The organism is Streptomyces sp. NPDC087270 (genome assembly GCF_044744625.1).
In the GTDB taxonomy this organism is placed as follows: Bacteria; Actinomycetota; Actinomycetes; order Streptomycetales; family Streptomycetaceae; genus Actinacidiphila.
The window spans coordinates 1-13,885 of the sequence record NZ_JBIUYR010000008.1 but is presented as its reverse complement, the minus strand read 5'-3'; the positions used below and the strand labels follow the sequence as shown (position 1 = coordinate 13,885).

At 72.5% G+C, this 13,885-nt stretch carries 9 protein-coding genes; 2 read left to right on the top strand and 7 right to left on the bottom strand.

Annotated elements, in window-relative coordinates; genetic code table 11:
- Positions 1-159: 159 nt before the first annotated feature.
- From ACIPAE_RS17405 to ACIPAE_RS17380, 6 genes are all read right to left on the bottom strand, one after another.
- A complete protein-coding gene (locus ACIPAE_RS17405) occupies positions 160-2,385 on the bottom strand; it encodes an alpha-galactosidase (protein WP_402445957.1) in 2,226 nt (741 codons plus the stop codon).
- Positions 2,382-3,197: a carbohydrate ABC transporter permease gene (locus ACIPAE_RS17400; protein ID WP_402446477.1), complete on the bottom strand. Its 816-nt coding sequence runs from the start codon at positions 3,195-3,197 to the stop codon at positions 2,382-2,384. Before ACIPAE_RS17400 ends, ACIPAE_RS17405 begins: the two co-directional genes overlap by 4 nt.
- Before the next feature lie 89 nt (positions 3,198-3,286).
- On the bottom strand, positions 3,287-4,243 hold the full coding sequence (locus ACIPAE_RS17395) for a sugar ABC transporter permease (RefSeq protein ID WP_329361638.1): 957 nt from the start codon (positions 4,241-4,243) through the stop codon (positions 3,287-3,289).
- Between the two features lies 1 nt (position 4,244).
- Positions 4,245-5,540, bottom strand: coding sequence for an extracellular solute-binding protein (locus tag ACIPAE_RS17390; RefSeq protein ID WP_329361640.1), 1,296 nt, complete (start codon positions 5,538-5,540; stop codon positions 4,245-4,247).
- A gap of 113 nt (positions 5,541-5,653) precedes the next feature.
- Positions 5,654-7,879, bottom strand: a complete 2,226-nt coding sequence (locus tag ACIPAE_RS17385; RefSeq protein WP_402445954.1) for a glycoside hydrolase family 27 protein — start codon at positions 7,877-7,879, stop codon at positions 5,654-5,656.
- A gap of 364 nt (positions 7,880-8,243) precedes the next feature.
- Positions 8,244-8,798: a helix-turn-helix domain-containing protein gene (locus ACIPAE_RS17380; protein ID WP_329361642.1), complete on the bottom strand. Its 555-nt coding sequence runs from the start codon at positions 8,796-8,798 to the stop codon at positions 8,244-8,246.
- A 239-nt stretch (positions 8,799-9,037) separates the two neighbouring features.
- On the opposite strand from ACIPAE_RS17380, the gene ACIPAE_RS17375 reads away from it, so the two are divergent.
- Entirely contained in the window at positions 9,038-9,964 is a 927-nt protein-coding gene (locus ACIPAE_RS17375; protein ID WP_402445951.1) for a zinc-binding dehydrogenase, read from the top strand.
- An 82-nt stretch (positions 9,965-10,046) separates the two neighbouring features.
- On the opposite strand, the gene ACIPAE_RS17370 is transcribed toward ACIPAE_RS17375, so the two are convergent.
- Positions 10,047-10,466 (bottom strand): PPOX class F420-dependent oxidoreductase, encoded by a 420-nt coding sequence (locus ACIPAE_RS17370; protein WP_329361646.1) that lies wholly within the window; start codon positions 10,464-10,466, stop codon positions 10,047-10,049.
- Positions 10,467-10,859: 393 nt separating this feature from the next.
- Between ACIPAE_RS17370 and ACIPAE_RS17365 the strand changes: the two genes are divergently transcribed.
- On the top strand, positions 10,860-13,721 hold the full coding sequence (locus ACIPAE_RS17365; protein WP_402445949.1) for a discoidin domain-containing protein: 2,862 nt from the start codon (positions 10,860-10,862) through the stop codon (positions 13,719-13,721).
- Positions 13,722-13,885: the final 164 nt, after the last annotated feature.

Below are 13,885 nucleotides of genomic sequence, written 5' to 3'. Positions count from 1 at the left end.
GGTGGGTCGTCTCCTCGGGGTGCGGTTCCGGTCGGGCCTGGCGGTCCCGGCCGGCCGGGCGGACCTGACGGGTGGTCCGCCGCGGCCGTAACGGCTTCATTGACGGTGACGCTGACGGTGACCTTGGCGACTTTAGTGACGCCGGGCCGGCGGGGGCGGTCATTGCCGGGCCAGCACGACCAGTTCGGCGTCGTGGTCGGCGCTCCAGCTCAACGGCAGCCCGGAGTGCAGCAGGTGGGCGCCGCTGTAGGTGGTGCCGGTGTCGTGGTCGACGTAGTGGGCGGCGGGGTCGAGGCCGCGCAGCCGGACCCGGGCCGGGCGGCCGGGCACCAGCGGGGCGCCGTCGAGCCGTCCGGTGCTCCAGGCGGCGACGACCACCCGGCCGCCGCCTTCCGCGTCGTACTGCACCGCGCAGGTCGCGTCGTCCGGTCCACCGATCAGCCGGGACCGGCCGTGGTGGATCACGTCCCGCACGTCCTTGTAGCGGGCCACCCAGCCGGCGGCCTCGGCGCGTTGCTCGGCGCTCCAGCCGCGGATGTCGGCGCCGATGCCGAGCACGCCCGCGGCGGCGAGCACGAAGCGGAAGGCGAGCGAGCGCGGCCGGGGGTCGAAGACGCCGGGCGCGTCGGTGACCCACGAGCTCATGGTGTGCGCGGCGTGCGCGTGCAGGTAGCCGTGCTGGACGGCGAGCCGATCCAGCGGCGCGGTGTTGTCGCTGGGCCACACGACGTCGGTACGGGCCAGGGTGGCGTGCTCGATCCGGCCGCCGCCGCCCGCGCAGCCCTCGACGGTGACGTGCGGGTGGCGGGCCCTCAGGTGGTCCAGGACCCGCAGGTAGCCGGCCACGTGGGCGGCGTCGAGGTCGAGCTCGCCGGGCGGGGTGGGGCCGGGGCGGCCGCGTTCGGTGGGCGGCCGGTTCATGTCCCACTTGAGGTAGGTGATGTCGTGGCCGGTGAGCAGCCGGTCGAGGGTGGCGATCACGAAGTCCTGCACGTCCGCGCGGCCGAGGTCGAGGAGGAGTTGCTCGCGGACCAGGGTGACCGGGCGGCCGTCGATCCGGTACACCCACTCGGGGTGCTCGGCGTGGAGCCGGGCGGCGGGGCTGATCGCCTCGGGTTCGACCCACAGGCCGAAGTCCATGCCGAGGGCGCGGACCCGGGCGATGAAGTCGTCCAGGCCCGCCGAGCCGTCGGTGGCGTCGGAGCCGGAGCCGGAAGCCGGGCCCGAAGCCGTATCAGCGCCGTCGCTCGTACCCGCGCCCGCGGCCGCGGGGAACGCCGCCGGGTCCGGCCACCAGTCCCCAAGACCGCCCTTCTCGTCGTACCGCCCGGTGAACCAGCCGTCGTCCACGACGAACAGCTCGACGCCCAACTCGGCCGCGATCGACGCGAGTTCGAGCTGCGCGGGCGCCTCGACGTCGAAGCCGGTGGCCTCCCAGGAGTTGTAGAGCACCTTGCGGGTGCGGTGCAGCCGCTCCCCCGCGAGCAGCCGCTCGTACTGGTGCCAGACGGCGGCCAGGCCGTCGAGTCCCTCGGGGCTGAACGCGCAGGCGAGCACGGGGGTGGTCAGGGTGGCGCCGGGCGGCAGGGCGACGGCGCCCTCGTGGGGCACCCGCCCGGCCCGCACCCGGACCGCCCCGCCGGGTTCGGCGTCGGCGGTGATGTGCCAGTTGCCGGGCCACTGCAACGCGACCCCGTAGGTGGGGGTGTCCGCGCCGTCAGGGGCGGCGGCGTCCTGGACGGCGAGCCACGGCGCGTAGGCGTGGCCGGGCACCGCCTGGGTGGAGCCGATCGTGAACCGCCCGCGCACCAGGTCGAGTTGGTGCCGGGTGAACTCCTGCGACCACTGGCCGGCGAGGTAGGTGAGCCGGGCGCCGCCCTGGACGGGCACGTTGACGGCCGCGGAGTCCAGGTCCTCCAGGTGCAGCACCTCGTCGCCGCCGTTGACGAGGTCGACCGACCGCAGCAGCACGTCGGTGCCGGGCACCGTCTGGTAGCGCAGCGTGGCCCGCAGTCCGGTCCGCTCGTCGGTGAACTCCACGCGCAGCGAACGGTGTTCGTCCTGCTCCGCGCCGGTGCAGGTCCACCAGGTGCCGCGTTCGCCGTCCGGCCGGCGCACCGTGAGGTCGGCGCCGGTGAACGGGCGCAGCCCGTACGGGATGTACTCGGCCGGGGCGGCGTCGGCGGGGGTGACGAAGTGGGTGCGGCGGGACCAGTCCAGCGCGGACGGCCCGGTCTCGCCGCCGTGCGGCCCCCACGCGGCCGACTCGGCCCACCGGCCGCTGGCTTCGAGCCGTACGGCGTACACGGTGTGCTCGGTCCGCAGCAGCCACTGGCTGCCGGGGGCCGGCCGGGATGCCGAGGGCTCGGCGGGGGGCGGGGTCACTTGACGGCTCCGAGGTTGAGTCCGGCGACGAAGTGCCGCTGGAAGCGGAGGAAGACGATCACGGTGGGGGCCGCGGCGATCACCGATCCGGCCGCGATGACGTTCCACTGCGAGACGTACTGCCCCTGAAGTCCCAGCAGGGACGCGGTGATCGGCATCTTGCTGCCGGTGCGCAGCACCGTGATCGCCCACAGCAGGTCGTTGAAGATCCAGGTGAACGACAGCGCGGTCAGCGCGGCCAGCGCGGGCCGGGCCAGCGGCAGGATGATCCGGGTGTAGATCTGCCAGGGCCCGGCGCCGTCGATGACGGCGGCCTGCTGGATCTCGGCCGGGATGGACCGCATGAATCCGTGCAGCACGAACACGTAGAAGCCGACGCCGAAGCCGACCTGCACGCCGATCAGGGCGTACAGCGAGTCGTACAGGCCGAGTTTCTCGCTGAGTTTGGAGACCGGGATGAGCAGGATCTGCGGGGGCAGCAGGTTGCCGCTGAGCATGAGCAGCAGCAGCGCGCGGCGGAAGGGGACGTCGTAGCGGCTGAGCGCGAAGGCGGCCATGGAGGCGAGCAGCAGCGAGACCAGCACCGTGGGGATGGTGACCAGCAGGCTGTTGATCAGGGCCTGTTGCTGGCCGCCGTCGGTCCACGCCGAGCGGAAGCCGCCGAGGGTGAAGGAGTGCGGCATGCTGCCCAGGCCGTGGGAGGCGATGTCGTCGAAGGACCGGGTGGCGGTGATCAGGACGACGACGATCGGTATCAGCCACAGCACGGACAGCAGGGAGGCGCTGCCGTGGAAGGCGACGGTGCCCCACATCCTGCGGCGGCGGGCGTGCCGGGAGTCGGCCGGCACGGCGGCCCGGGTGGACGCGGCCGGCGCGGGAGCGGGCGCGGTGGACTGTGCCATCAGTCGGCCTCCTTGAACGCCCGGACCAGGTAGGTCGCGATGACCCCGAAGGCCAGCAGGAAGATCACCACGGCCAGCGCGGAGCCGTAGCCGAGCCGCAGGGACTGGAACGCGGTGGAGTACATGTAGGTGCTGAGCAGTTCGGAGGAGTGGTACGGGCCGCCGCGGGTCAGTGCCCACACCACGTCGAAGGAGCGCAGCGAGTCGATGATGATCACCGACAGCACGACCGCGTTGACGCTGCTGAGCTGCGGCAGCGTGATGTGCCGGAACTGCTGCCAGCGGGTCGCGCCGTCCATCTTCGCGGCCTCGTACAGGGCCGGGTCGATGCCCTTGAGTCCGGCGAGGTAGAGCACCATGACGTAGCCGATCTGGCGCCACAGGGCGGGCACGATCACCGCGTACAGGGCGGTGTCCTGGTCGGCGAGCCAGGGGTGGGTGAGGGAGCCCAGGCCCAGGCCCGACATCGTCTTGTCGACCAGGCCGTCCGGCTGGTACATCGCCTGCCACACCAGTGCGGTGGCGGTGAGCGAGAAGACCACCGGCAGGAAGAGCGCGGCGCGGTAGAACCCGACCCCGCGGCGCTCCTGCTGGAGCAGCAGCGCCGCGCCGAGGCCGAGGATCGCCGACAGCCCGCCGAACAGCGCCAGCCACAGCACGGTGTCCAGCAGCGCGGTGTGGAAGACGGTGTCGTGCACCATCTCCCGGTAGTTGCCCAGGCCGATGAACTGCGGCGGGGAGACGCCGTCCCACTTGGTGAGCGAGAGCCAGAAGCCCTGCAGGGCCGGCCAGAACACCCAGAAGCCCTCGGCGAGCAGCGGGACCAGCACGAACGCGAGCACCACGGGCGGCACCCGGGTGGAGCCGCGGCGCCGGCCGCCGCGCAGGCCCTTGCGGAAGCGTGCGCCCGCCTCGACACCCCCGTTCCCGCCCCGGGCCGGGGTCAGTACCGCCATGTCACTGGCTCCAGATCTTCTGTGCGTCGCGCTGCCAGCCGGTGAGGATCGAGTTGATCTGCTTGGGCTTGGCGAGGAACTTCGTCAGCGCGGTGTCCGCGGTGGGCTGGAGCGCGTCGCTGGAGTCGCGGTTGAAGAACTGCGTGACGTCCGCGGCGCTCTCGATCATCGCCCGCCCCTTCTTCACCAGCGCGGTGCCGGAGTCCTTGGCGGTGGGGTTGGTCGGGATGGAGGTGCCGGACGAGCCCTTGAGGTAGATCTCCTGCGCCTCGGCGGTGGCCAGGTAGCGCATCAGCTCCTTGACCTCGGCCTGGTGGTGGGTGTGCGCGCTGGCGAAGTAGCCGTCGGTGGGGCCCTCTTCGACCAGCGGCATCTTCGGGTCGATGATCGGGAACCGGAAGAAGTCGATGTCGTCGAGCTGGTCCTTGGGGGCCGCGTCGGCGAAGAAGGTGCCGATCAGCATCATGCCGGTGCGGTTGTTGAGCATCGCGGTGGTGGCGTCCTGGAAGGACAGCGCGGTGCCGTTGGGGTCGAAGTAGGGCAGCGCCTGGGACCACGTGTCGAAGACCTTGTGGATCTGCGGGTCGTCGAACCGGTGCTTTCCGGCGAGGAGTTCACGGTGGTAGGCGGCGCCGTTGATCCGGATGTTCAGGTAGTCGAACCACGCGGAGGCGACCCAGGCGGTGTCGGCGCCGGCGCCCAGCCCGATCGGGGCGACGCCCTTGGACTTCAACGTGTCGCACAGCGCCAGGAACTCGTCCCAGGTCTTCGGCTCGGTCACGCCCCACTTGCGGAAGTTGGACTTCTTGTAGAACACGCCCCACCAGTAGTAACTGGCCGGCACGAAGACCTTCTTGCCCTGCGAGTCGGTGCACAGCTTCTTCAGCGCGTCGGAGTAGCCGGACAGTTCGGACCCGGTCCAGATGTCGTCCACATCCAGCAGCAGGCCCTTCTCGGCGTACGCGTTCGCGACCGACCCGGGGTACCAGGTGAGCAGGTCCGGCGGGTTGCCGGAGGTGAGGTAGGTGGGGAGCTGGGTACGGAAGGTCTCCGAGGCGACGGTGTTCAGGCTCGCCTTGGCGCCGCCGCGCTTGTTGAACGCCGCCACCAGGTCCTGCATCGCGGACTTGGCCTGCGGCGAGGAGAGGTTGGACTGGAAGCTGACGGTGCCGCCCTTGGCCTGGCTGCTGCTGCCACCGGAGGACCCGGAGGTGACGCAGCCGCTCAGCAGCGATGCGGCTCCGAGCGCGCCGGCTCCGGCGAGGAAGCTGCGGCGGGTGGTTGGTGAGGTGTTCATGGGACTCCTTTTGCGCCCACGCCGGACGGAGCCCCGCCCCCTGGCGGCGGAGCTCCCGTTCGGCTCGTACAGACTGTCGGGACGCCGCGACGGCGTCAAGATTAATTCGTAATTTATTGAGTAAGAGTGCTGAGCGAACTCTGCCACACCGCGCCGCCGACCCCGCGGAAGGCCGCGAGCACGCCGCCGTCCGGGCCCGCGACGGCGCCCGGCGCCCCGTCGAAGCTGCCGCTCGCGAAGGCCGGCTGCGCGAACCAGCCGCCCCAGCCGCCGCCTTGGGCGTCGTACGTCCGCTGCCACAGCGTGTAGTCCGAGGCGCGGGCGAGGAGCTGGACGCTGCCGCCGGTGGCGACCAGGGTGGGGCTGCCGCTGACCGTGCCGCCCAGCGACGACCACGCCGACCAGCTGCCCGACGCCTCCCGCACCCGGGTCCATACCGCGTCGTCGGCCGTGCGCACCGCCACGTGGAGGCGGCCCGCCGCGTCGGTCACCGCGGACGGGCGGCCGGTGAGCGCGAGGCCGCTCGGGGCGCCGATCGAGGTCCAACCGGCCGCCGTACCGCGGCTGGTGACCGTGCCGTCGGTGCCGGTGGCGAAGAGCGTCCAGTCACCGGGGCCGCGATACGCCACGGTCGGCGCGTCGGCGAGGCCGCCGCCGAGGTCCTGCCAACTCCCCCACCGGCCATGGTCGTACGTCCGCAGGTACGCGCGGCCGTCGGTGCCGCGCACGAACACGTCGATCCGGCCGCCCGCCGAGCCGTACGCCGCGGGCTGGCCGGTGAAGCGACCGCCGGTCGGCCCGCCGAGTCCGGTGGCCCGCCCGGACCAGCGGCCGTCCCGCCCGGTCCGCATCTCCAGCGCGCCGTCCCGCCCGCGGGTGAACGCGGTGAGCGTGGAGCCGTCCCGCACCAGCGCCGGGTCGGCGCTCGACGCGGCGCCGCCGAGCCGCACGCCCGGCGCGGTGTCGGTGCCCGACAGCCCGAGGAAGGCGGTGCCGTGCGCAGGCACGCTGACGGTGTACGCGCCTTGGTGCGTGCCGCGGTCGGCCCGGGCCCGCAGGTCGCGGACGGCGACCTTCCCGGTCAGCCCGGCGCCGGCGAAGTCCACGGTGCGCAGCACGGGCTGGTCGGAGCGGTTGAGCAGCACCACCGCCCGGCGCCCCGACCCCTGGAGCACCTTGCTGTAGGTGTCGCCGGTGGCGTCACCGGCGATCCGCACGCCCTGGATGCCCAGCGGGTCCTGGTCCACCGCCAGGATCTCCGGGTTCTCCAGCGTGGCGAGCATCGACCGGGTCAGCGTGCGCGGGTCGGAGCCGATCACCAGCGGCGAGGCCATCTCGGCCCACATCACCAGCTGCGTGGTGGACTCCTCCTGGTTCATCTCGTACGACCCGTCCGCCAGCGGCCGCATCGGGATCAGGTAGTCCGGGTCGTTCCAGTGGCCGGGGCCCTGCGCCTCGGGGTGCGCGGCGTTGGCGTCCATGTTGCGCAGCACGTTCGGGAACTCGCCCGCGGTCGGCGTGCCCCACGCGATGTCGGTGCCGGTGCGCCAGGAGTCCGCGGTGGTCGGGCCGTAGACGTAGGTGTTGTGCGCGTCCTGGTCGGGGTCGTGGGGCACGCCCCAGTCGTCGGTGAGCGGGTTGCACAGGTTGAGCAGCATCGCGCGGCCCGACTTCGCCACGGCGTCGCTGAACTGCCGGAACGCCGGGCCGGGCGTCAGCTTCTCGCCGATCCCGCAGAGGAAGTCGACCTTGATCGCGTCGATCTTCCAGCTCGCGAAGAGGTCGGCGTCCTGCTGGTAGTGGCCCCGGCTGCCCAGCCCGCAGCTCGCCGGGTCGTAGTCGCCGGCATCGGTGTAGATGCCGGCCTTCAGGCCGCGCGCGTGCAGGTAGTTCACCAGCGACGGGATGCCGTCGGGGAAGCGCTCGGGATTGGCCGTCAGGTTCCCTTGCGCGTCACGGGGGTTGTCGGCCTGCCAGCCGCCGTCCAGCCACACGATGTCGTAGCCGCTGCGGCGCAGCCCGCTGCTGACCAGGTAGTCGGCCACGCTCTTGACCTGCGCCTCGGTCGGGGCGCCCAGGCCGTAGTAGGTGTTCCAGCCCATGTACGGCGTCGGCGCGAGGCCGCTGTCGTATCCGCCGGTGGGGGCGGCGCCCGCAGCCGCGCCGGGGGCGGAGCCGGCCTTCAGGCCGGCGGGGGTCGCGTGCGTGGCGCCGTTCGGCGTCGGGCCGCCACTGCGGGCCTGCGCGACGCCGGGCAGCGCCACCGCCAGCAGCGTGGCGGCGCCCGCGGCCAGCGCCGCCCGCCGCACGCGTGTGAGCCCTGCGTGATGCGAAGTCACTTGATTCTCCGAGGAGTCGGGGATACGCGAAGGTCGCGGGACCGCGTCACCCGAGCACTCGGGGACGCCCCGCCACGCGAAGACTGTGCGGGGGGCGCCGGAGCGTGTCAACGTTTATTACTAATAAACTAAAACTCTGGCCAGGGGGAGCCGCCGGCTCGGTGCCGAGGGCCGTCCACGGTGGGGAGCGGACCGGCGCGCGCGGGCGCGCGGCGCGGGGAGAAGGCCGTCGGCCCGCGCGGCGAGAAGGCCCTCGGCCCGCGCGGCGAGAAGGTCGGACCGCCCGGGCGGTCCGACCGCCGTACCAGCAGGGCCCGCGCGGCCCGCCGACAGGTCGCCGCCCGGGTCCCGGTGCGCGAGGGCGCTACGCGGCAGGGGCGCGCAGGCCGGCCAGCATCACCTCGTGCGCGGTCTCTCGCTGCGCGGGGGTCGAGGCCGAGTCGGCCATCCGCATCAGCGCCACCACGTCCTCGGTGGCGACGTCCTGGCGCAGCCGACCGCCGCGCCGGGCCCGGTCGACGACCGGGGTGACCAGGGAGGCCGTGATCGCCCGCCCGCGTTCGGCCGCTTGCGGGCTCGTCTTGCACAGGGCGTCGAACAACCGCAGCCCCTCGTCGTCGAGCACGCATCCGCGGGCGAACACCGTGCGGAAGGCGTCCCAGTCGTCGGCGAGGGCGGCCGCCTCCTCCGCGACCTGGCTCGCGCCGCCCGCCAGGTCCTCCAGCAACTGGAGCACGAGGTCGTCCTTGGTCGGGAAGTGCCGGTAGAAGGTGGTCGCCCCCACGCCCGCGGCCCGGGCCAGCGCCTCGATGCTCAGCTCGACCCCCTGCTCGGCGAAAGCCAGCCGGGCGGCGTCGAGCAGGCGCCGCCGGTTGCGGACCTGGTCCTTGCGCGGTGCGCGCGGTGGCGTGGCGGTCAAACCGGACTCCTGGTCGTGACACCCACCGAAGCAGGGGCGGTTCGCCCATCTCGGCAGCGGCGGTGGATTCGGCAGAGATTCGGTAGCGATACTACCGCTTCTTGTGGCGGCAGCGCTCGCCGGACAGGCCCCACCTCGCCCCTCCCCACCCACCTCAGCTCGATCCGGTTGCACCACTACCGTTTCAAGCGTTACGGTAATCCGGTAGTGGTACTCCCGTTTCTCAGAGAGGTGTGTTCATGCGCGCGCTCATCCCGACCGGCAACCCGGAGACTCTCACCGCGCTGGGAGAGGTCGATCTCCCGTCACCGCGGAGCGGCGAAGCGCTGATCCAGGTGACCGACATCGCGCTCAACCGGGCCGACTTCCTGTATCTGAGCGACCCTTCGAGCACGTTCCGCCCCGGTATCGACGCGGCGGGAGTCGTCGCGAAGGCAGCGGCCGACGGCAGCGGGCCGGCGGAGGGCACTCGGGTGGTCCTGCACCTGCCCTCGGGGGGCGCCGGCGCCGAGTACGTCGCCGCCTCGGCCGACCGCCTCGCGACCATCCCCGGCAACGTGGACTCCGCCACCGCCGCCGCACTCCCCTTGGGCGGCCTGGTCGCCCAGCGGCTCCTCGCGCTGGCCGGCCCGCTCCGGGGGCGCAGTCTCCTGGCCACCGGCGTGGGGGGCGGGGTCGGCCAGGTCCTCATCCAGCTCGCCGTCGCGGAGGGCGCCGAGATCACCGCTGTCGCCGCGCAGGGCCAGCCGACCGCGCACATGGCGGCACTGGGCGCCAAGGTCGCCCTCGACATCGACGCCGTCGAGAGCGGTGCGTTCGACGTCGTGCTGGAGTCCGTGGGCGGCGAGCTGGGCTCGAAGACCGCGCACAAGCTGCGCCCCGGCGGTCAGTTCCTCTGGTTCGGGCAGGCCAGCGGCGACCCCATCACGCTGGACTTCTTCCGCCAGCTCCAGGACGGCTCGGCCCTGACCCTGCGCCACTTCGTCTACAGCGACGGCGACGGCAGCCGTGACGCCGCGGACATGGCCGCGCTGCTGGACCTGGCGTCGCAGGGGAGGCTCCAGGTCGAGATCGGGCACCGCGGTGACTGGGCAGGCGCCGGCCCGCTGCTGAAGCGGATGTCCGCGGGCCGGCTGCGGGGCAAGGCGGTGCTGAGCATCGGCTGACCGTCTCCCGGCCCGGCCGACCGTCCCTCCTCCCCCGCCGGCCGTCACCGCCGGTCTCCCCCGCCGGCCCGGGGCGGATCGGTCAGCCGGGCTGGCTGCTGTCCTTCAACGCGCCCCAGCCGTGCCAGCGTTCGACCTCGATCCAGGCGCTCACCCGGGCGCGGTCGCGGCGCGCGTACGGCTTGCCGGTGTACTGCCGGGAGAGCCGGTCGATGTCGGCGAGCCCCTCGTCCGGGACGATTTCGCCGATCCGGCCGACCAGGCTGATGTGCGTGTACCAGCCGTCCTTGTCCAGCACGGTGAGCGTCACCCGGGGGTCGTTGCGCAGGTGCTCCACCCGCTTGCGCCCCTCGTCCATGTTGACCAGGACCCGGCCGTCCTCCCACAGGTACCAGGTGGCGGTGGAGACCGGCTGGCCGTCCGGGCGCAGCGTGGTGATCACGGCCGGGTTCGCCTTGCCCAGCATGGCGACGGCGTCCTCGGGCAGCGGCGGCTTGGACATGAGGGTCCTCCTCGGTGGTGCGGTGGTCGCGTTCCGGATCACCGTCATTCTGCATCGCCCGCGTCGCGCCGAACCCACCGAACCCGCCGAACGCGCTGAACCCACCGAACCCGCCGGTGCGCAGCAGGCACAAGGCCCCCCGAACCGGGGGCGGCCCGGGGGCGAACCGGGGGGCGGGCGCCGGACCGGGAGGTTCCCGGCGGGCGCCCCGCGATCCCACGTCGGCGGGGATCTTCCACGTTCGTGCCGCGAATTTTCTTTTCCTGCGCGGAACCTTGCGGGCTATGGGGCGAATCTGTACGGTCGGGGCGCCGATTTCCCCTGGTACTGAAGGAGCTTCAGATGCGGGCGATCCCCAGACCTCCGCGTGGTACCCGCCACGCAGGGCGCACCTTGGCGGCGACTGCCCTCGCGGCGATCGGCGCGCTGTGCCTGTCGGCCGTGCCGGCAGCCGCCGCTTCCCCCTCCGCTTCGCACACCGCACGTGGTTCCGCTTCCCAGGCCGCGAGCCGGGCCCCAGCCTCGTCCTCGGCTTCTGCTTCTCCTTCGGCTTCGTCCTCGGCGCGCAAGGCGGCCCGGCAGGCGCCGGCCGCCACCGCCGGGGTGGGCGCCACCACCTCGTTCACGACCTACGAGGCCGAGGCCGGCACCACCGGCGGCGGCGCCACCGTCACCTCGCTGACGTCGGCGCCGACCACGCAGTACTCCAGCGCCGCCCTCGAAGCGTCCGGCCACGCCTACGTGCACCTCGGCGGCACCGGCAACTCCGTGCGGTGGACGAACAGCACCGGATCGCCCATCAGCTTCCTCAACGTGCGTGCCAGCATCCCCGACTCGGCGTCCGGCGGCGGCCAGACCGCGACGCTCGACCTGTACGTCAACGGGGTGTTCCGGCAGGCGCTCAACCTCAACTCCAAGCAGAGCTGGGTGTACGAAGGCAACAACAACTACAACACCAGCGACAACCAGAACCCGGCCGACGGCGACCCCCGGGTCTTCTGGGACGAGTCGCACACCTTCGTCACCGGCACGCCGATCCCGGCCGGCGCCACCTTCTCGCTCCAGAAGGACGCCGCCAACAGCGCGTCCTCCTACGACGTGGACTCCGTCGACGTGGAGAACCCGCCGGCGCCGCTCGCCCAGCCGGCGAACTCGATCTCGATCACCAGCTGCGGCGCGGTCTCCGACGACACCCCGACCAACGGCGCGGCCGACGGCCAGGCGGTGGACAGCCGGGCCGCGATCCAGAGCTGCATCAACCAGGCCCAGTCACAGGGCAAGATCCTCTGGATTCCGCAGGGCACCTTCTACGTCAAGGGCACCACCGGCCTGACCGCGCAGGGGATCACCATCGCGGGCGCGGGGCTGTGGTACAGCACCGTCTACCGCGACGTGCCCGTGCCCAACAGCACGCCGCTGGCAGCGCTGTTCGACGTGACCTCCTGCACCGTGCAGAACTTCCACATCGACGCCAACGCGGTCAGCCGCGGCACCGTCGGCGGCGACGGCGGCGCGATGGACACCACCGGCACCAACTGGGTCGCCGACGGCATCTGGACCCAGCACACCATGTCCGGCTTCTGGGCCTCGGGCACCGGCGGCACCGTCCGCAACAGCCGGCTCACCTCGGTCTGGGCGGACGGCATCAACGTCAACAACGTCTCGCTCAACGCCGACACCGGCAACAACCTGACCGTCACCAACAACTTCGTCCGCGGCACCGGGGACGACGCCATCGCCATCAACTCGGTGCACTACAACACCAACAGCGACGGCTCCCAGACGTTCTACAACCCGATGACGAACATCACCGTCAGCAACAACACCTCGATCGCGCCCTGGGGCGGCAAGGGCATCGGGATCTACGGCGGCAGCGGCCACCACGTCACCGACAACTACATCAGCGACACCGCCCGCTACATCGGCCTGGGCGCCGGGCGGTTCGGCGTCAACGGCAGCGACCTGCTGTCCGCGACGATCTCCGGGAACACCGTCGTCCGCTCCGGCGGCAACGCCTACAGCCAGGGCCAGCCCGCCTTCCACATCGGCAACGGCGGCGACGGGCAGAACACCGGCGTCGTCGACTCGGTGACCGCCACCGGCAACACCGTCACGGACTCGCTCTACGACGGGATCGACTTCTCCACCTCGACCAACTCCCTTCTACAGGACAACACCGTCACCGACCCGGGCCGCAACGGCGTGGTGATCGCGCCGCCGTTCTACCCCGCGCCCACCGGCTCGGCGACCATCACCGGCAACACCGTCAGCGGCCTGCACACCGGGGCCACCGCGTACATCAACAACTCCAGCGGATTCACCGCCACCTTGAGCGGCAACAACTGGGAACCCTCCGCACCCGAGGGCCCGTTCGGCGGCACCGCGGCAGCCGTCCCGGGCACGGTCCAGGCGGAGAACTACGACACCGGCGGCGAGGGAGTGGCGTACCACGTCACCAGCGTCAACGGCAACGCCGACAACTACCGTGCGGACGGGGTGAATCTGGAGACCACCTCGGACACCGGCGGCGGCTACGACCTCGGCTGGAGCGACAGCGGGCAGTGGTTCCGCTACACCGTGGACGTCGCCACGGCCGGGACGTACACCGTCGGCCTGCGGGTGGCCGATCCGGCGGCGGTGCCGGGGGCGCTGCACCTGTCCGACGCGGCGGGCGCGAACCTCAGCGGCGCCGTCGACCTGCCCGGCACCGGGGACTGGCAGGACTGGGCCACCGTGAACACCGAGGTCACGCTGCCCGCGGGCCGTCAGGTGCTCACCTTGAACCAGGACAGCGGCGGCTGGAACGTCAACTCCCTGACCTTCACCGCGGACAGCTCCGCCGCCGTCGACCTCGCCGCGAACCGTCCGACGAGCGAGTCGAGCCACACCGACGTCTACCCCTCGTCGAACGCGACCGACGGCTCCCGGAGCACGTACTGGGAGAGCGCCGACAACGCGCTTCCGCAGTGGCTCCAGACCGACCTCGGCGCGGCGCACAGCGCGTCGCGGATCGTGCTGCAACTGCCCGCCGGTTGGGGCGCGCGGACCGAGACACTGTCCGTGCTGGGCAGCACCGACGGCACGACCTTCGGCACCGTGAAGTCCTCGGCCGCCTACACCTTCGATCCGGCGACCGGCAACACCGTCACGATCACCTTCCCGGCCACCACCCAGCGCTACTTCCGGCTGAACATCACCGCCAACACCGGCTGGCCCGCGGGGCAGATCGCGGAGTTCCAGATCTGGACCAGCTGAGCGGACCGGGGGCGCTACGCAAGGGCGTGCGCCGGATCGACGAAACGCCGTGGGGGGGGGGGGGGGGGGCCCCCCCCCCCCCCCCGCCCGCCCCCCCCCCCCCGGGGGGGGGGCCCCCCCCCCCCGGGGGGCGCGGCGGGGACGCGCGCCGGCCGCCCCCCGCC

Excerpts from the sequence above, each read along its gene's own strand:
- ACIPAE_RS17400 (WP_402446477.1), bottom strand. The coding sequence starts at position 3,197 with ATGTGGGGCACCGTCGCCTTCCACGGCAGCGCCTCCCTGCTGTCCGTG.
- ACIPAE_RS17395 (WP_329361638.1), bottom strand. The coding sequence starts at position 4,243 with ATGGCGGTACTGACCCCGGCCCGGGGCGGGAACGGGGGTGTCGAGGCG.
- ACIPAE_RS17390 (WP_329361640.1), bottom strand. The coding sequence starts at position 5,540 with ATGAACACCTCACCAACCACCCGCCGCAGCTTCCTCGCCGGAGCCGGC.
- ACIPAE_RS17375 (WP_402445951.1), top strand. The coding sequence starts at position 9,038 with ATGCGCGCGCTCATCCCGACCGGCAACCCGGAGACTCTCACCGCGCTG.
- ACIPAE_RS17370 (WP_329361646.1), bottom strand. The coding sequence starts at position 10,466 with ATGTCCAAGCCGCCGCTGCCCGAGGACGCCGTCGCCATGCTGGGCAAG.